General features: G+C 63.1%; 15 protein-coding genes and 1 rRNA gene. 7 read left to right on the top strand and 9 right to left on the bottom strand.

From position 1 onward, the window contains the following. Positions 1-21 precede the first annotated feature (21 nt). Both ACQ5ID_RS09950 and ACQ5ID_RS09945 read left to right on the top strand, forming a co-directional pair. Positions 22-336: a flagellar protein FlaG gene (locus tag ACQ5ID_RS09950; RefSeq protein WP_429912299.1), complete on the top strand. Its 315-nt coding sequence runs from the start codon at positions 22-24 to the stop codon at positions 334-336. 206 nt (positions 337-542) lie between these two features. Beyond that, positions 543-1,376 (top strand): flagellin, encoded by an 834-nt coding sequence (locus ACQ5ID_RS09945; RefSeq protein WP_429912298.1) that lies wholly within the window; start codon positions 543-545, stop codon positions 1,374-1,376. Positions 1,377-1,456: 80 nt separating this feature from the next. Here ACQ5ID_RS09945 and ACQ5ID_RS09940 read toward each other — a convergent pair whose 3' ends face one another. Both ACQ5ID_RS09940 and ACQ5ID_RS09935 read right to left on the bottom strand, forming a co-directional pair. Further along, complete coding sequence (locus ACQ5ID_RS09940) at positions 1,457-2,182, bottom strand: TorF family putative porin (protein ID WP_429912297.1); 726 nt, start codon at positions 2,180-2,182, stop codon at positions 1,457-1,459. A gap of 325 nt (positions 2,183-2,507) precedes the next feature. Further along, a complete protein-coding gene (locus ACQ5ID_RS09935) occupies positions 2,508-3,878 on the bottom strand; it encodes an ammonium transporter (protein ID WP_429912296.1) in 1,371 nt (456 codons plus the stop codon). 576 nt (positions 3,879-4,454) lie between these two features. On the opposite strand from ACQ5ID_RS09935, the gene pseC reads away from it, so the two are divergent. Next, positions 4,455-5,633, top strand: coding sequence for a UDP-4-amino-4,6-dideoxy-N-acetyl-beta-L-altrosamine transaminase (gene pseC / locus ACQ5ID_RS09930; protein ID WP_429912295.1), 1,179 nt, complete (start codon positions 4,455-4,457; stop codon positions 5,631-5,633). A 4-nt stretch (positions 5,634-5,637) separates the two neighbouring features. Here the strand turns inward: pseC and pseB are convergent, their stop codons facing one another. Continuing rightward, positions 5,638-6,729: a UDP-N-acetylglucosamine 4,6-dehydratase (inverting) gene (pseB, locus tag ACQ5ID_RS09925; protein WP_429912294.1), complete on the bottom strand. Its 1,092-nt coding sequence runs from the start codon at positions 6,727-6,729 to the stop codon at positions 5,638-5,640. Positions 6,730-6,904: 175 nt separating this feature from the next. Here pseB and ACQ5ID_RS09920 point away from each other — a divergent pair, with 175 nt between their 5' ends. Beyond that, complete coding sequence (locus ACQ5ID_RS09920; RefSeq protein ID WP_429912293.1) at positions 6,905-9,655, top strand: hypothetical protein; 2,751 nt, start codon at positions 6,905-6,907, stop codon at positions 9,653-9,655. Between the two features lie 248 nt (positions 9,656-9,903). Here ACQ5ID_RS09920 and hfaD read toward each other — a convergent pair whose 3' ends face one another. The 3 genes from hfaD to hfaA are packed head-to-tail and all read right to left on the bottom strand — an operon-like array spanning position 9,904 to position 12,477. Further along, the gene (hfaD, locus tag ACQ5ID_RS09915) at positions 9,904-11,115 is read right to left on the bottom strand and encodes a holdfast anchor protein HfaD (RefSeq protein ID WP_429912292.1); all 1,212 of its coding nucleotides are present in this window, start codon (positions 11,113-11,115) and stop codon (positions 9,904-9,906) included. Beyond that, positions 11,030-12,022 carry a holdfast anchoring protein HfaB gene (gene hfaB, locus ACQ5ID_RS09910; RefSeq protein WP_429912291.1) on the bottom strand — a complete coding sequence of 331 codons (993 nt, stop codon included), beginning with the start codon at positions 12,020-12,022 and terminating at the stop codon, positions 11,030-11,032. Before hfaB ends, hfaD begins: the two co-directional genes overlap by 86 nt. Next, the gene (gene hfaA / locus ACQ5ID_RS09905) at positions 12,019-12,477 is read right to left on the bottom strand and encodes a holdfast anchoring protein HfaA (protein WP_429912290.1); all 459 of its coding nucleotides are present in this window, start codon (positions 12,475-12,477) and stop codon (positions 12,019-12,021) included. Before hfaA ends, hfaB begins: the two co-directional genes overlap by 4 nt. 97 nt (positions 12,478-12,574) lie before the next feature. On the opposite strand from hfaA, the gene ACQ5ID_RS09900 reads away from it, so the two are divergent. Beyond that, complete coding sequence (locus ACQ5ID_RS09900) at positions 12,575-13,285, top strand: rhomboid family intramembrane serine protease (RefSeq protein ID WP_429912289.1); 711 nt, start codon at positions 12,575-12,577, stop codon at positions 13,283-13,285. Between the two features lie 11 nt (positions 13,286-13,296). Here the strand turns inward: ACQ5ID_RS09900 and ACQ5ID_RS09895 are convergent, their stop codons facing one another. The 3 genes from ACQ5ID_RS09895 to ACQ5ID_RS09885 are packed head-to-tail and all read right to left on the bottom strand — an operon-like array spanning position 13,297 to position 15,781. Beyond that, positions 13,297-13,929, bottom strand: a complete 633-nt coding sequence (locus ACQ5ID_RS09895) for a glutathione S-transferase family protein (RefSeq protein ID WP_429912288.1) — start codon at positions 13,927-13,929, stop codon at positions 13,297-13,299. 11 nt (positions 13,930-13,940) lie between these two features. Next, positions 13,941-14,492, bottom strand: coding sequence for a GDYXXLXY domain-containing protein (locus ACQ5ID_RS09890; RefSeq protein ID WP_429912287.1), 552 nt, complete (start codon positions 14,490-14,492; stop codon positions 13,941-13,943). Continuing rightward, positions 14,489-15,781: a DUF2157 domain-containing protein gene (locus ACQ5ID_RS09885; protein WP_429912286.1), complete on the bottom strand. Its 1,293-nt coding sequence runs from the start codon at positions 15,779-15,781 to the stop codon at positions 14,489-14,491. The genes ACQ5ID_RS09890 and ACQ5ID_RS09885 overlap by 4 nt, the downstream gene beginning before the upstream one ends. A 44-nt stretch (positions 15,782-15,825) precedes the next feature. On the opposite strand from ACQ5ID_RS09885, the gene ACQ5ID_RS09880 reads away from it, so the two are divergent. Beyond that, positions 15,826-16,320, top strand: a complete 495-nt coding sequence (locus tag ACQ5ID_RS09880; protein ID WP_429912285.1) for a CBS domain-containing protein — start codon at positions 15,826-15,828, stop codon at positions 16,318-16,320. A gap of 662 nt (positions 16,321-16,982) precedes the next feature. Then, positions 16,983-17,225: ribosomal RNA gene (locus ACQ5ID_RS09875) — 16S ribosomal RNA — on the top strand; the annotation flags it as partial.

Genomic DNA, 17,225 nt, shown 5'->3' with positions numbered 1-17,225 from the left:
GTGCCGGTCAGCGGCATAGCCATGAGCACGGCGCCTGTCAGCACAGGACCAAATGTGGTCCCGCCGGTAGAGGCCAGCACGCGCCAGCCCGGTTCAGATGCCCGCGATACGTTGCGCCAGAGCGAAGCTATCGAAAAGATGCGCGCCGATCTCAGCGCCAGCGGGCGCACCCGGCTCCAGATCGAGCGGGACGAGGACAAGGCCGGCCGCTTCATCTACAAGCTCATGGATCCTGACACCGGCGAAACGCTTCGCCGCTGGCCGCCCGAAAGTTTCGGTGATCTTGTCTCCTTCTTGCAGAACGAGACTGGCGGGCTTGTCAACGAAACGGCCTGAAACAGGCGCCTGCCCGGCAGAATTTGACCGGCCAAGGCAGGGAATTTTTGCCTCCAAGCCGCCTCCTGCGACAAGCGGAGGCGTTTTTCATTTTACCAACTATATGACTTTGCTCAGCTAATCCCGATTTAACCATGATGGCCCGGCTCTTGCTCCGACAGGCGCGAAGGGCTGCCAAAAGGCGGCGGGACTCTGGGAGAAGACCGATGGCGCTAAGCGTCCAGACAAATGTATCCGCAATGCTCGCATTGCAGAACCTGAACAAGACCAACACGGATCTGCAGACGACCCAGAACCGGATTAATACCGGCCTGAAGATAGCTGGCGCAAAGGACAACTCCTCGGTGTTCGCCGTTGCCCAGTCGATGCGGGCCGATATCGGGGCGCTGGGATCGGTCAAGACATCACTCGACCGGGCAGTTTCAATCGGTGATGTGGCGATTGCAGCCGGTGAGGCGATATCCGACCTTCTCATCGAGATGCGCGAGAAGGCCACCGCCGCGATGGATGCCTCCATCGACAGCTTTGCCCGCGCTGCCTACGACAGTGACTTCAAGGCACTGATCAACCAGATCCAGGTCATCCTGCAAAACGCGGACTTTGACGGCGCGAACATGCTCAACGGCTCCATCACCGGCGGCATTGCCTTCCTGGCAGACGCGGACGCGGCCCGCTCGGTCACGCTGAGCACGCAGGATATGAGCTTCTCCGGCACGATCATCACCCTTTCGGGTACGGCGAGCCTTGGCACCGTCTCGCTGGCAGCAAGCGCCGTGTCCTTCGTTAATGCGAGCCTTGATAACGTCAACGCAGCTTTGGCACGCCTCGGCTCTGACATGAAGAAGATGGAGGCCCACCGGACCTTCATTGGAAAACTCAGTGACAGCCTCACCGCCGGGGTCGGCAATCTGGTGGATGCAGACCTTGCCAGGGAAAGCGCGCAGCTGACGGCCTTGCAGGTCAAGCAGCAGCTCGGTGTTCAGGCGCTCTCGATCGCCAACGCCGAACCTCAGATCATCCTGTCGCTCTTCGGACGATAGGGATTTCGTCCGAGGGGGACGAATAAAGGGCGCGGCCTCATCAAGGCCGCGCCCTTCGCATTTCAGCGCGCTGTATCGGGCTAGAATGCTTTGGAGATGCTCAGCACTGCCGTGGCATTGCCTTCACGGAAATTCTCCGAGGTGTCGATATAGGCCAGCGACCAGTCGACGCCGAGAGCGGTCCACGCCACGCCCAGCGACCAGTCCCATTTGTCATTGCCGTCACCATCGGGGTCACCAAAGGCTCCGGTTTCATATCCCACCGAGCCGGTCAGGCTGAGGCCGGTCTCGCCCAGCGGATAGGCGGCCTCGTAGAAGATGTAGAGATTGTCTTCGCCGCCGATATTGTCCTGTTCGGGGGCGTAGGCCAGACCGAAGGTGGATTCCAGTGCGCCCGTGGTGAAGCCTACAGAGCCGTAGAACTCCCAGTAGTGGGCATCGGATTCTCCCGGATAGGTGTAGAGCAGCGCGCCCACATCGAACTCAGCGCCGCCTGCCTCAAAGGCAAACCCGGCATAGAGGTCGAGCTCCAGCTCGGATGCGCCTACCGGCTCGATGCTCGATGCCCAGGTGCCAACATAGAAGCCACTGGCAAAGCTGATATCGAATCCGCCCTGGATGGCCGGGTCCTTGTCCGAGAGCGAGACCCCGCGGAAGCGGTAATCGCTTACCAGTGCCACATTGGCCTCGATCTCCAGCCCGTCCCTGGCATGAGCCGCCGGAGCGATAGCCAGGGCGGATGCCGAAACGGCGAGCAGTACGGCAAGGCTGGCTGTGCGGCCCTGCAAGGTGTTGAGATATTTCATGTCTAATCCCCTTTATTGTGTGGCTGGCCGCCCCGCATCCGGCCGTTTCGAAAGGGCGTGCGCTCTGTCAGGCTGGTGCGCGCGCCGTACCGCACCGGAACCGGCCAGCCCTTCAGGGCAGGCGGGGACCCGGTCAGGTCGAGAATGGTCATCTGGAACAGGCGCTGCTGTTTTTTCGGACGAGCCTTCTTTGCCGGCTTGCGAGGTAGGCCGGCAGGTGTAGGGCGCGTTGGTGAAACCGCTTCTGGCGCGGGCAGTTCTGCCCCGGTGTGACCGGTGAAGGGCGGCCGGGAGGGGGTGAGGCCCGCCCGGTCCGCCATTTGCGTCATGTTGCTGCCGGGGCTTTCTCCTTTCCCGGCAGGAACTCCGGATAGGCGCTGTGGCCAAGCTCGGTGTAGTCGCCGCCTACCGTCTCTTCATCAGGCTTCAGGCGGATGCCGACGGTGATTTTCAGCACCAGGAAAACAACAAAGCTGGCGGTGAACACGAACGCGCCGATGGCGCCCACGCCGATTGCCTGGGTGACAAAGCTGGCATCGGGATTGGTCAGCGGCACGATCATCGTGCCCCAGATGCCGGCAAACAGGTGGACGGGGATGGCCCCCACCACATCGTCAAGACGCAGCTTTTCCAGCAGGATCGCGCCAAAGGTGGCGATAACGCCGCCCACCGCGCCGAACAGGATGGCCTGCCCGATTGTGGGAGTAAGAGGCTCGGCGGTGATCGAGACCAGGCCGGCCAGTGCCCCGTTCAGCACCGCGCCGAGATTGGCCTTGCCGCGTCCCAGAGCCAGCGTGAGCAGATAGGTGGCCACAACGCCGCCGGCAGCGGCCATGTTGGTGTTGGCGAAAATCTGCGCGACGGCGGTCGCATCGGCAGCAGAGCCCAGAGCCAGCTGCGAAGCACCGTTAAAGCCGAACCAGCCGAGCCACAGCACAAATGTGCCAAGCGTCGCCAGCGGCAGGCTGGAGGAGTGCATCGCCACCGCCTTGCCATCGACAAAACGCCCGCTGCGTGCACCCAGCAGGATGACACCGGCCAGTGCCGCCCAGCCGCCAACCGAGTGAACAATGGTGGAGCCCGCAAAGTCGGAGAAACCGGCAGCATCCAGCCAGCCTTCACCCCATGTCCAGGCACCCTGAATGGGGTAGATGACAGCGGTCAGCGCGACAACGAACAGGAAGAAAGCACCGATGCGCACGCGCTCGGCCACTGCCCCGGACACGATGGAGGCGGTGGTGGCCACGAACACCATCTGGAAGAACCAGTCAGAGGCGGTCGAGTAGCCGTTTTCCGCGACATCGATGATCTCGTCGCCGGTCAGCTCATCTGGCGACCACGGGAAGGGGATGCCGAAATAGCCCCCGCTCTGGTCCACGCCCAGATACATCAGATTATAGCCAACAAGGTAGAACATGATGCCGGCTATCGAATAAAGGCCGATATTTTTCAGGCAGATGGCCGCAGCGTGCTTGCCCCGTACCGAGCCCGCTTCCAGCATGGCAAAGCCGGCCGCCATCCACATGACGAGGAAGCCGCCAATCAGGAAGAGTAGCGTGTTGAAAATATAGGCGGCTTCATCGGTCACCTGCGCCGAGGCAGGCGCCGCGAAAGCCAGGGCGCCGCCGAGTGCCAGCGCGCCAGCCCAGGCGAGTGGACGCGCACGCCTGGGCGCGCCGATCTGATCTGAATTCATTGATAATCCCCTTGAATGTGTTCTGAAGCCGGTTTCCGGCAGGCTTGCAGAGGGGATCGGTCCGGTACCGGCTGGGCCGTGATTTCCGTTTGCCGCATATGCCTGCATCACACCGTCTCCTCCGCGTGGTCGCGCGGCTGGCGGGATCGCATTGCAGAGGCTTCGCGCTGGTCTGACGCCGCGCTTTGTCACATTAGCTTTACGCAGCTGTTGGTGCGCCGCAACATTAATTGCCGCAGCTTCGCTGCAACGCAGCAGAATGTGGTAAAAATGCCGCAATACTTGGGGGCTTGGAAGTTATGATGATAGTCTATGCTTCGCAGACACAGGAAATGAGGCCGTGCGAGCACGGCCTCGAGTTTTTCTGCAAATACGGATCACCAGAACCGCATGAACATCGCGTGACACGCCCGCCGGTGAGTCAATATGGACTTGCCGATTCAGAGCCTTTCCTGACAAATCAGCTCTCTGTGCTCGCCTCAAGAGCGCGTCTGCCTGCAAACCGGGCGGGCGATGGCAGGGGCGCGACTCACGCCATGCTGGTCTGCAACATGAGATGGGCTACGGAGCACCCCGATGACGCAGCAGGCTGATTTCCTTGCCTATGGGCGCCAGGATATTGACGAGGTTGATATCGCCGCCGCCGTGCGCGCGCTGCAATCTGATTATCTGACGACCGGGCCGGAAATCCCCGCATTCGAGGCGGAGTTTGCGCGGTTCACCGGGGCCGCCCACGCCATTGCATGCTCCAATGGCACGACGGCGCTTCACCTCGCGCTGGATGCGCTGGGGGTGGGCGAGGGGGATGTCTGCATTGTCCCGTCCATCACCTTCATGGCGACCGCCAATGCCGCGCGCTATTGCGGGGCGGAGATTGTGTTTGCCGATGTGGACCCGGCGACGGGCCTGCTGACCGCTGACACGTTGGCAGACGCGCTGGAGCGGGCAGGCGGCAGGGCGAAGGCCGTGCTGCCGGTGCATCTGGCCGGTGTGCCGTGCGACATGGAGGCAATTGCCCGCCTCGCCCGCCAGCATGGCCTCGCGATTGTCGAAGACAGTTGCCACGCCATCGCCTCGCGCGGCGCATCGGGCGCGATGGTGGGATCATGCGCGCATAGCGATGCGGCCTGCTTCTCCTTCCACCCGGTCAAATCGCTGACCACCGGTGAGGGCGGGATGGTGACCACGAACAGTTCCGATCTCGCTGCCCGCATGGCGCGCCAGCGCAGCCACGGTATTGAGCGCGATGCGGTGCGGTTTGAGCGGGCCGAAGGCGCAGGCGAGCCCTGGTATCATGAGATGGCGTCTCTGGGCTGGAATTACCGCTTGCCGGACATCAACGCCGCGCTTGGACGATCGCAACTTGCTCGCATGGCGCAGTTCGCCGCGAAGCGCCGCGCGCTGACGGCTTCCTACCGCGAGCTCTTGCGCCCGCTCGCGCCGCTGGTGCGCTTGCCTGACGATCCGCAAGGCAGCGATCCGTGCCGGCATCTGATGAATGTGGGAATCGATTTCGAGGCCGCCGGGCGCACGCGCGCGGCCGTGATGCATGCCCTGAAAGAGCGCGGTATCGGCACACAGGTGCACTACATCCCGGTCCATACCCAGCCCTATTATGTGCAGCGCTATGGTGCTCTGCATCTGCCGGGGGCCGAGGCGCATTATGCGCAGACATTATCGCTGCCGCTCTTCACACGGATGGAGGCGGGCGATGTGGAGCGGGTGTGTGCGGCGCTGGGTGAGGTGTTGGGGTAGCCTGCTACCCCCCGAACGCCTGCCCCAGCAGGGATTGCAGCGCGCGCGCGTCCAGCCGCTCAGGATTGCTGTCAGAGGCATAGGAGAAGCCGTCAGGGGCCGCTGCGCCCGCGTCCAGCCATTGCGCCATCAGCGTGGTGCGCTGCGGGGGCACGATGACATAGCGGTCTTCCAGCTCGACCGTTGAGCGGGCATCGTCCTCTGGCACCATGATCTCGTGCAGCTTCTCGCCGGGGCGGATGCCGATAATCTTGTGCGGGAGGCCGGGGGCGAGTGTGCGGGCCAGATCCGTCGTGCGCATGGAGGGGATTTTCGGCACGAAAATCTCTCCGCCCTTGGCCATGGCCAGCGAGGAAAGGACGAAATTCACCCCTTGGGTGAGCGTGATCCAGAAGCGGGTCATGCGCTCGTCTGTGATCGGCAGATGGTCTGCGCCTTCAGCAATCAGCTTGTTGAAGAAGGGCACGACCGAGCCGCGCGACCCCACCACATTGCCGTAGCGCACCACCGAGAAAATAGGACCATCCTCGCCACCAATGTTCTGCGCCGCGCTGAATATTTTGTCGGAGGCGAGCTTGGATGCGCCATAGAGATTGATCGGGTTGGCCGCCTTGTCGGTGGACAGGGCGCAGACATGCTTCACGCCGCGCTTGATGGCCGCCCGCACCACATTTTCGGCGCCGAACACATTAGTGCGGATGCATTCAAACGGGTTGTATTCGGCAATCGGCACATGTTTGAGCGCAGCAGCGTGGATCACCACATCCACCCCGCGCATCGCCATGTCCAGCCGGCCCTCATCGCGCACATCGCCGATGAAATAGCGCATGAAGGGATATTGCGCGGGCGGGAAAAGCTGCGCCATCTCATACTGTTTCAGCTCGTCGCGCGAAAAGATGATGAGTTTCTTTGGCTTGAACTCCTCGATCACAGTGCGGACGAAATGATGCCCGAACGAGCCGGTGCCGCCGGTAATCAGCACGGTCCTACCATCGAGATTCATGCGCGGAGCGCGAAAATCCCGGCCCAGGAAGAGCGGCTCCAGATCGCCTTTCGCGGCGGCCGGGGCAGTGGCTTTGGACGCTGTGGCGCTCATCTGTCCTCACAAGGAAATATCGAATCACGAATGCGCGTTAACCTTCGGCCCGCAGCCGTTAACACTCTCTTAGCCTTGATTGACGCCGCAGGAGCAGATGCGCAGCGGGCTAACCTTTTGTTGGTGATGGTTTGCGAGACTGGCTGGTGGACGATCCTGTCCGCAGGAGCGACACGTGATTGCTGGCCTGTCAGGCGATGTTCTGGGTGCGTGGTTTTCCGCACAGAACGCTGCGCGCAATGCGGCGGCAAACGCGCGTGCGCCCTTACAGCAGACGCAAGGCTCCACGCGCGACAAGGACGTGCTACCGCCCTGGGATCCGCGCGGCGAGGTAACGGCGCTGGACGCGGTGCGCCGCTCGGTTCTGGCCAATGGCCGCTTCTTCGATTCAGACGCCAGCGCTTTTTCCAAGCTGAATGTCAGCCAGGACGAGAAAAAGCTCTACGCGATGTTCACCGGCCTTCGCGCGCTGCAATCGCTGGCCGCTGCGGCCAGTGAACGCAATGCCAATCCGGCCGATCTGGCCTTCTGGAACCGCCGTTTCCAGGAAGGTCTTGGCCAGATGGATGACTTTTTTTCCAAGCTGAAGCTGGACGAGATTTCCGTTCTGAAGAACACCCAGCTTACCCGGGCGGAGAGCGAAGTCGCGGTCAGCCGCGGTATCAGCGAGTACACAACCGGCATCATTCACAAAGGCCCGGCCGATCAGGCGGTGACGGCCTTCCAGGGCGATGTCGAGTTCACGGTGACGGTGCGCAAGAATGGCGGCGACATCAATGTCGCCATCGATCTGTCCGAAATGGGCGCGACGCCGCGCACCATGGGCAACGTCACCGACTTCATCAATTCAAAGCTGGAAGAGCAGGAGATCATCACCCGCTTTTCGGCTGTCCGCGTGGGCGAGGTGGGGCCTGCGGGCATCGTCACGGCCAATGACTGGGCGCTGCGCATCAGTGGCGTGCTGACCGAGCAGGTCTCGTTCTCTGCGCCGCAGGGCAAGCCGGCCATCTACATGGCAGGCGTGACCGGGACAGGCGACAGCGCGGCTGGTCAGCTCTCAAAAATCACCGGGCTGGATGGCACGCCCATTGTCCAGTTTGCACAGCGCATTGAAGCGGACGGTACCATCACCGAGGTGCCTTTGCCGGGCGGCGAGACGCGCAGCTCTGAAACAGCCAACCCGCTGACCATCGATTCCATTACGCAGGCCCCCGATGGCGGCATTTATGTCGTTGGCCGCACCAGCTCGGCGGTGAACGGGCAGGATATCAAGGGCGAGTCCGATCTGGTCCTCATGCGCTACGATTCCAACGGCAAGGAAGTGTGGAGCCGGGTGCTGGGTGCAGCGGGCGAGGCCAATGGCGCATCGGTGGCCGTGGACAGCGCTGGCAATGTCGTCGTTGCGGGATCGGTAAAAGGCGCGCTTGGCGGCACGAACGATCTGGGCGGCGAGGATTCCCTTGTCGTGAAATTCAATGCCGATGGCGTGGAGCAATGGGCCCAGCGCTTTGGCGCAGCCGGCGATGACCGTGCCAACGCCGTGACCATTGGCGATGACGGCACGATTTTCGTTGTCGGTGAAGCGCGCGGCAGTTTTGGCGGCATGACCAATCAGGGCAGCCTTGATGGCTATGTCCGCGCGATCGGGGCAGACGGCAGCGTGCTCTATACGCGCGGCGTGGAGGCCAGCGCAGGGATTGAACGCGCACGCGCCGTCACCACGGCGCAGGATGGCGGCCTGCTGATCGCCAGCGAGGTTGACGGACGGGCGGTCGTTACCAAGTTCGCGCCCGGCGATGACGGCACCGGTGATCCGGTCTGGACGCTGGATATGGGCGCGCTTGGCGGCGGGCGCATCACGGCCATCACCGTGGATGATGATGGCGCGATCTATCTGACCGGCGGCGCAGGCGCGGCTTTCGCGCCCAGCGCGCCTCTGGCAGCCAATGAAGGCGGGCGCGATGCCTTCCTCGTGAAAATCGAGGACGGGGCGAGCGCCTCGGTCAGCTACACGACTTTCCTCGGCACCGGCGTTGATGATCTCGCGACCGGCATTCAGGTGTCGGGCGGCAAGGTTTATCTGTCCGGCACGACAAATGGCGAACTGCCCGGCGCAAACCAGATCGGCACGCGCAATGCGTTCGCGGCCGGTTTCGATGCGGCCACCGGCGCGCATGAGTGGACGCAGCAGATTTCAGGGCGCGGCGGCGTCTCGCAAGGCGCGGGCATTATCGTTGATCCGCAGGGCGATTCGGTCCTGTCAAAGCTGGGCCTGCCGAGCGGCAAGATCGTCTATGCCGACAGCCGGGTGGTGACCGCCCAGAGCGCGGCGCGCGAAGGCGACCATTTCTACATTTCGGTCAATGGCCGGCGCGCGCAGAAGATTACGATCGACGCGAACGAGACCATGCGCTCGCTAACCTTCAAGCTGAACGCGGTCCTGCTGCTTAACGGTACGTCAGCCGTCGGGCGGCGCACGGGCGAAGAGTTCCTGCGCATCACCCCGCGCGACGGGGTCAGCATCGAGCTGAAAGCGGGCTCAGACGGCCAGAATGCGCTGGAAAGCCTCGGGCTTCCCTCCGGCACGATCACCGGCAAATCGCTGACCAAGAAGAGTACGCGCGATGAGAGCGCGGCCGCGCCGCCTTCCTTCTCGCTCAGGCTTGGTGGCAGCTACAATATTTCCAGTCGCGACGGCGCGATTGCCGCAAACGAGGCCCTGACCGATGCGATGGCCGTGATCCAGCGCGCCTGGCGCGAGCTGACGCAGGATCCGGCGCTCAAACAGCTGCTGGAAGGTCCGGGCGCGGGCAAGAAAGGCGGGCAGGTCCCAGCCTACATGCAGGCCCGGCTCGCCAACTATAATGCCGGCCTGGACCGGCTGATGGCAGGCAGCCCGCAAGCGGGCACGCTGGGCTTTTTCTAACCACTGTCTGGCGGTCGCAGTTTGGTGACGGTGCCAAACCGATTGTCATTACCGGCGACGGGATGTCCTCCCCCGTTTACGGGGGAGGTGCCTTCGAAGAAGGCGGAGGGGGGGCTTTTTGAGATAATCCCCCCCACCGTCCGTCGGGCCACTCCCCCCGTAAACGGGGGGAGACATCATGGCTCCCCCGGACAAGCCCCTGTTGGATCAAAACATGACGCGGACCGCCGGTGGGGCGGTGATCTCGTCTAGTTCCCTGTGATCGTGGAGAAGGTCGAGACATTGCCGACCGCTGTTGCCGATCCGGTCATGCCGCCGACATAGCCATTGGCCCGCATCTGGGTCACCGAGCTGATCGCGCCGGAATTGACCTGGTTCACCGGAGCATTCAGGCCCACCGGGCAGGTCGCACAGATATAGGCCGATTGCGCGTTGCCGATGGCCGAGCTGGTGCCGTAGGCGGCCATGCCGGTTCCCAGCTGCATGGAGACCTGGCCCGTCACCGCGCCGGAATTGTTCTGCGTCACGCCGCTATAGGCATCTGCCCCGATATTGGACACCAGCGCATTATTGCCAACCGCGTGGGCCGAACCGACGACCGGGCCGTCACCAAACGTGCCGACGGCCAGCGTTGTCGTGGCGCGCACCTCGCCTGAATTGTTCTGGCCGCCCTGCAGATGGCCATAGCCCCAGCTGTTCTGGGACGAGGCGGTATTGCCGGAGGCTTCGCTCATCGCGGTAACGCCCCAGTTGGCATGGGCGATGTCGGCATCGACGGTCGAGCGCACATTGCCGCTGTTTTCCTGATCGATGAACGCGATGATGTTCGCCTCATAACCGGTCACGGTCAGGCTGTTGCCCGCGCTCTGCGCGGTGGCCAGCGCCGTTTCGACCTCTTCGGCCTCGATCTGCGAGCGTGCTTCGACATCGGCTTCAGAAGACTGGCGGATATTCATCGGCATATTGCCCGAACCCATCACCTCGACGGCGTTGGCGCTGGCGATGGCCGATTGTGCGGTATTGCCACCATAGGTGTTCAGGCGCAGCGCGGACAGCGCCGATACGCTGGCACCGGCACCGGCCGTTTGCTCGGCGTCAATGTCGAGACCATTTTCGCCGTCCACAGTCAGGGCATTGCCCTGCGCGGTGGCAAAGCCGGTCGACAGCCCCCACACCGAGTCTGCCTCGATATCGGTCGTGGCGCTGGTCGCACCGGTTGTGACCTGCGTCGATTCGATCTCGGTTTCGTTGGCAAAGCTGCCGCCGGCCGAGTTGCTCTGCGCCGTAGCAATGGCGGTAGCAATCTCTGTCGTGACAGCTTCGACTTCGACAGTGGCGTCGACCGGGGCAGCGTTGGCCTGGTCGTTCTCTATCCTATCGATAGACGCCGCGAAGGACGCTGCGGATGTCGCTATCGCGGCGGTCATGGCCACGATTGACGTCAGTGCGTGCCTGGACATAGGGGGCCTCCGTACCGGCATAAGCCGTATTGAGCTGGACGCCGCCGGTAACATTCGACGGGCCAATGGGATCATTGAACTGGCAGACCGATTCAGCACGGACGCCATAAAGCTGGGACGAGATTTCAAGCACGGCGCGCTCGATGACGGCGCGTACTGCGAGCTGGACCGGCTCAAGCGAGCGGCCACCGGCGGACAGATCCACCACCGCATCACCAAAGAAGCTGAAAATGCCAGCCGAGAGCTCGCGGCCAATGATCTGCTTCTGGTAGGACACAACGTCGACCACTTCGAGCGTGCGGCTATCCACAAGGCGCAGATCAAGCGCGACATTCATCACATAGACGCGGCGCGAGAAGACCGCTGCCGGGCTGGAATCAACGCTGTCACCGGCAAACAGATCCTGACCGTTGGAGCGGATATTGGAGTTGAGCTCGGTAATGCCGCCGACCAGGAAATAGTCCGAACCGGGCATTGCACCGGCGTAGATCTGGCGAAAGCCCTGCTCTTCAACTTCGTCGCCGATCAGCTGGCTGTTGGTGTAACGCAACTCCAGCTCGGCCACCGATGTGTCGAAACGCTCCACCAGCCGTGCACCAGCCTTGGCAAAGGCGCTCATCGCCATCAGCGATGCGCCTTGCGTGACGCGTGTGCCGCCCTCAGGTGCCAGCTGGCCGGTATAGTCCGCGATGCGGCCCACCGCGACGCGCGGTGCCGGACGGCCCTGCTGGCGCGCATGGCCGGAAATGCATACCAGCGCTTGCGAGTACGGGGTCGGGTTGGCCGTAACCGGCGCATTGCCCGTCGGCGTTGCATACAGCCCGTCAGAGCCGGAATTGGAAGTGGCGCAGGCCGATACGGCAAGAGCCGATACGGCGGCCACGAAAAGGCTTTTAATTCGGGTCATTGGGGCGACTCCGGACTTTGAGGGGTAGAGGAGGAGGTTTGCGTGTTGGCTTGCTGCGCCGCGCGAGAGGCGCTGGCATTGGCCGAGACGTCGCCATTATTGATCTGGCGCGAATTCACGACCACCGTGTTGTAATTGCCATTCACGACAACATTGAGCTGGTTGGCGATGGCGGTGGCTGAAGAGCCGGTATGGCCGCCAACACCGCCGCGAAGACCGGTCGAACCGGTAACTGTGCCTTGCGCCGAGACGCCAACGCCGGTCTGGATGATGCCATTGATCACGACGCGGTTGGCACCACGCCCGCGCTGGCCGGCATAGGGGCGGTTCTCGTCGCCTTGTGCCATGCCATAGGGCTGGTTCCAGTTATCCCCGGCCTGCTGGGCCTGGGCTATACTGGTGCCTGCAAGCGCGATGGCTGCGGCGGCGAGGGTGACTTTGGCAAAACGCGGCATAATCTTTTCCAGTGTCCTGTTTGGATACGCTTGGACCTGGTGGCTGCAACGCGTGTGCCAGTCGCCATCCGCGATGGGTTTCGAAAAGGAAAAACCATTGACTGAACAGGAACCTGGCGCACCTGGCGGTGCAGGCCCCGGCGAGCAGGACCCCGCAGACCGGGCGGCGGCAGTGCGGGCGCCATTCCTCGGGCCGGGCGTATCCGGCCTGGTGCTGGCTCTGTGCGCGCTGACCCTGGCGGTGCACGGCGTTGATAGCTGGGCAGCGGCCAATAACCATGTGCTGCATGGCCTCATCATGTGGTCAGGCGCGCTCGTGACGGCGCCTGACATGCTCCCCTATCCGCCGCCAGAGCCGCCCCTTGGCGGTCTCAGCCCTTACGTTCTGCATGTCTTTGTCCATGCCGGCTGGTGGCATGTCCTGCTCAATATGGGGATATTGCTGGCGGTAGGCAGCGCGGCGGCTGCGCCCTTCGGGCGGGGCTTTTCCGCTGCGGCGGGATTTCTCGCCTTCTATTTCACCTGTGCCATCGCGGGAGCCGGGCTGCACGCGCTGATCCATCTGAACGAGCCCACATTCATGGTGGGGGCGTCCACGGCGGTGTCGGGCGTGTTTGCAGCGGCGGGCTGGGCCAATGGCGGCCGGGCAGGGATGTTGCGCCTGGCCATGCCCTGGCTGCTCATCAATGTGCTGATCGCGATTGGCGGCATGTTCTATTCCACCCCCATCGCCTGGGCCGGCCATGTCGGCGGGCTGCTGGCGGGCATGCTGCTCTACCCGGTCTTTGTAAGGGTGTTCAGGCGGTAATTTGCGGCGCGCTAGCCCTCAGGGAAATTGCGCGCCAGAACCCGGCCCACGGCAGGGTTCTCGCCAACCCTGCCGGCAATGGCGGCCAGGCGGGGCGCACTGGCTTCGTACCACGCCTTGCCGGGCCGCCAGTTGGTCATCACGCCGATATAGATATCAAGCGCGCTCATACGCTCGCCGAGAAACCACGGGCTGCCAGCCGCACCGTCCAGCTGCGTGTACAGCTTCTGGGCGTAGGCGTTGACGGCCTTGAAGAAGGGCTTGCGGGCGGCTTCCTCCGCAACGAAGCGGGACGGATCGTCAGCATAGGTGTAGGTCGGGTAGATATTGGCCACGATAAAGACGAGCCATCGCAGGAAGGCCATGCGTTCGCGGCTGCCGGGGCCGGGCACGAGCGCGTCGCTCCCCGTCATGTCAGCCAGATACAGCGTGATGGCGGCGCTCTCGGTCAGGATCTCGCCCGAATCCAGAACAAGCGTGGGTATCTGTGCCAGCGGATTGATGGTGGCCAGCTTCTCGCGCGCGGCGGCGTCCTGGAAAAGATCGCCGCTTTCCACCAGCTGGAAATCGATGCCGTACCAGGCGAGCTGCGCCTCCACGATAGCCGATCCCCAGCCGGCATTGGCGTATAGCTTTATGGTCATCGTGCGGTCCTTCAGAACAGCCGGTCGAGATGATCTTCGCCGTCGATTTCCAGGCCACGGATAACCGCGCTGCCTGAACCGCCCAGTGACACAATCAGGCGCAGGCGCGATTCGTTGCGCAGAGCTTCCAGCTCCAGCGCGGCCTCGGGCGAGGCGAAATAGCGCTCGATATTATAGTGGACGGTCAGCCACTGGCCCGGCTCGTCACGGACATAGCCGGCATGGCGCACCCGGCCCTCAATATATGTTCCGCTGCGCGGCGAGGGATGAACAGACACCGCCCGGAACGATCCGTCCGCATCGCTCTCCAGCCCGACCCAGATCCGGTCGCCTTGCGCGAACACGTGTTCGCTCCCGCCTTGCAGCTGCGCGGTTTCAAGCCGCTGCAAGGGCGTGACCAGTTCCACATAATGGCCCAGCAGCAGGTCGCGCGGATCGACCGGCTCCATGGCGAGGCGGATTTCGGTGCCGCCAGCACGGGCATTGGCCTGGTTGATGACCATCAGCGCCAGCAGGGCCGTCATGCCCGCGGCAATAATAAGCAGGCGGATCATCACGCTCATGGCAGCACCTCCTCTGTACGGGTCTGTTTGCGGCGCTGCAGCCGCATGGCGATGACCGACATCGCGATCAGCAGCAATCCGCCAATCAGGAAGAACAGCGCCGTGTCCAGCAGGCTGCCAAACAGCGCCGTGTAAACATGCAGGGCCTGGGCGATGAACAGCACCAGCCCCAGCCCGCCGGTAAAGCCCCGCCCGGCCCGCGCGCCCTCAGCCACCATGGCGGCGGCAAGCGCGAAGACGGCCGTGCCGGCGATCACTTGCAGCGCGTCCGTCCAGTCCGGCGCGAAGGCCGGAACAAGGGCCAGCCCCAGACCGCATAGCGCGATCAGCGGTACAGAGTAGGCCAGCAGCGGGCGCATCGTGCCTGCGCGCAGGCGTATGAATGCGGCCGCGCCGATAATGGCGATGCAGACCAGCCCGGCAGGGATAAGGGCGCCCGTGGCACCGTCATATCCCCGCTCGAGGGAGAACTGGGCGGCAAACGCGCTGGCCACCGCGCCGGTCATCAGCCAGCGTGAGGCGATGCGGCTGAGCGTCAGCCCGCGCTCTTCAGCCAGTGCGAGCACCAGGGTGCCAGCAGCGCAAACCAACGCGAGCGTCACGAACATTGCGTACCCGCCAAAATCATCGCCGCCGACAAGCCAGCGCGCGAGTGTATAGAGCCAGGCGAGCAGGCCCGCGCCCAGCAGGTTGGCGGTGAGGGGGCTGGCATAGCGGATAGCCGCGACGCTCAGAACCAGCCAGAGCGGCACAAAGCCCCATACGATACGCGCCGTGAGCGGATTGGCAGCTTCCAGGACCATCCAGCTGCCGCCCAGCAGCGCCGCCAGCGCCAGAACAGGCCGCGAGGGAATCGCCACCGCGACCGCCAGCGCGCCGAGCGCCCAGATGAGAATGCCGGTATTCCTGAACGCGCTGATATTGAAGGTTTGCGCGGTCAGCATGATGGCAGCGCCGAAAATGGACGCGCCGACAAGCGCCAGAGCATGGCCGAAAGCCGGGTTATTCCGGCGAAACGCCTCACCTGCTCCGGCGAGAGACGCCCAGAGCGCGGCAAGAATCAACACGAATCGCGCCAATGGGGGCATCCCCGCCCAGTTCGCAGCGATGAATGACAGGGCCGCCAGCGCCAGCAGCACGGAGCCGAGAATCAGCCCGGCACCGGTGGCGCTCCAATGGCCGCTCTTGCTGGCCGCATCGTCGAGAATCGCCGAGCGGTGCGCCGGCTCCACCCAGCCGGACGCGATCCAGCGATCAAGATCGCGTTCGAGTTTGCGCTGTCTGCTCATGGAAAGCCTTCTCCCGGCATTTTTAACCGTGCCCGGGAGATTGTTTGCACACCGGGTCCGCTTCGGGCATCATCCCTACAGGCAATCTTGCCGATATGGAGGCAGCCATGAATGTTGCCGCGATACTCGCCCAAAAAGGGCGGGACGTCATTACAATACCGCCCCATACCACGCTGGCTGAGGCCACACATGTGCTGGCCGAGCACCGTATTGGCGCGGTTGTCGTTGCGGGCAGGGACGCCGATGTGGTCGGCGTGTTTTCCGAGCGCGATCTTGTGCGTGCCGTTGCACGTGACGGCGCGGGCGTGCTTGACCAGCCAGTGTCGTCGGTGATGACGCGGGCGCTCATAACATCCAGATCCACAACGCATATCGACACGCTGATGGAGCTGATGACCGAAAAGCGGGTCCGCCACATCATCATCATGGATGAAGGCCGGATGAGCGGCTTTGTGTCGATCGGCGATGTGGTGAAACGCAAGATAGCAAGCGCGGAAGCCGAGGCTGGCGCGCTCAAGGCCTATATCGAAACGGCCTGAATCGCCCGATTGCAGCTCTGGCATGTGGAAAACTCGGCCCGGAGCTTCATTTCGGCCTTGCCTTGAGCGCGAAATCTCGTCATATTGCGCGTCCTTTCCGAGTAGGACAGGACTTGCGAAGGCCGCGCTTACGGCGCAGTCGCGGAGTTTTATGCTCTGTAGCCAGGCCGATGAGGTTTAGCAGCAAGTCGCGAAATACTCGGTTGACACGGGCGCAGCGGTTCCATAAAAGCCGCCACCTCGCGTCAAGCGGACGACATCGGCGGCGGTCAAGTTGAGCGCCGGGGCGGAAAGCTGTTGCCTTCCACACCGGACTGCACAAGCGCTGCACAAAGTCGGAAGCGGGGCGTTGACAGGGAGTTAGGGGTCCAATAGACACCGCGCTCCCAACGCCGGGTGGCCCACCAAGACGGGCGGCGCGGCGGGTTTGGATCGGAACGGAAGTTCCTGATTTTAAACCAGCTCTTTGACATTGTTGATTTTGGAAAGAGAAACGCAGGCGGCGGCGCTCTGCGGGCGGAACTGGCCACTGGCCTAGGCCGCTCATGAGGCGCCGACATTGTCGCGTTTCTCTATAGTGACGATTGTTCGTCGCTCCTTCGGGAGTGGCGACCACAATCTCCGTCACTTTGAGTACGTTTTATGCAGTGTCGGAGTCGAATCAACCTGAGAGTTTGATTCTGGCTCAGAACGAACGCTGGCGGAAGGCTTAACACATGCAAGTCGAGCGCGCCCTTCGGGGTGAGCGGCAGACGGGTGAGTAACGCGTGGGAACGTGCCCTTTGGTTCGGAATAGCCCCGGGAAACTGGGAGTAATACCGAATGTGCCCTTCGGGGGAAAGATTTATCGCCAAAGGATCGGCCCGCGTTAGATTAGCTTGTTGGTGGGGTAATGGCCCACCAAG

The sequence above is a fragment of the Glycocaulis sp. genome (assembly GCF_050485565.1).
Taxonomy (GTDB): Bacteria; Pseudomonadota; Alphaproteobacteria; order Caulobacterales; family Maricaulaceae; genus Glycocaulis.
Note: the sequence above shows the minus strand (reverse complement) of the source record. Positions and strands in the feature narration are given on the sequence as shown.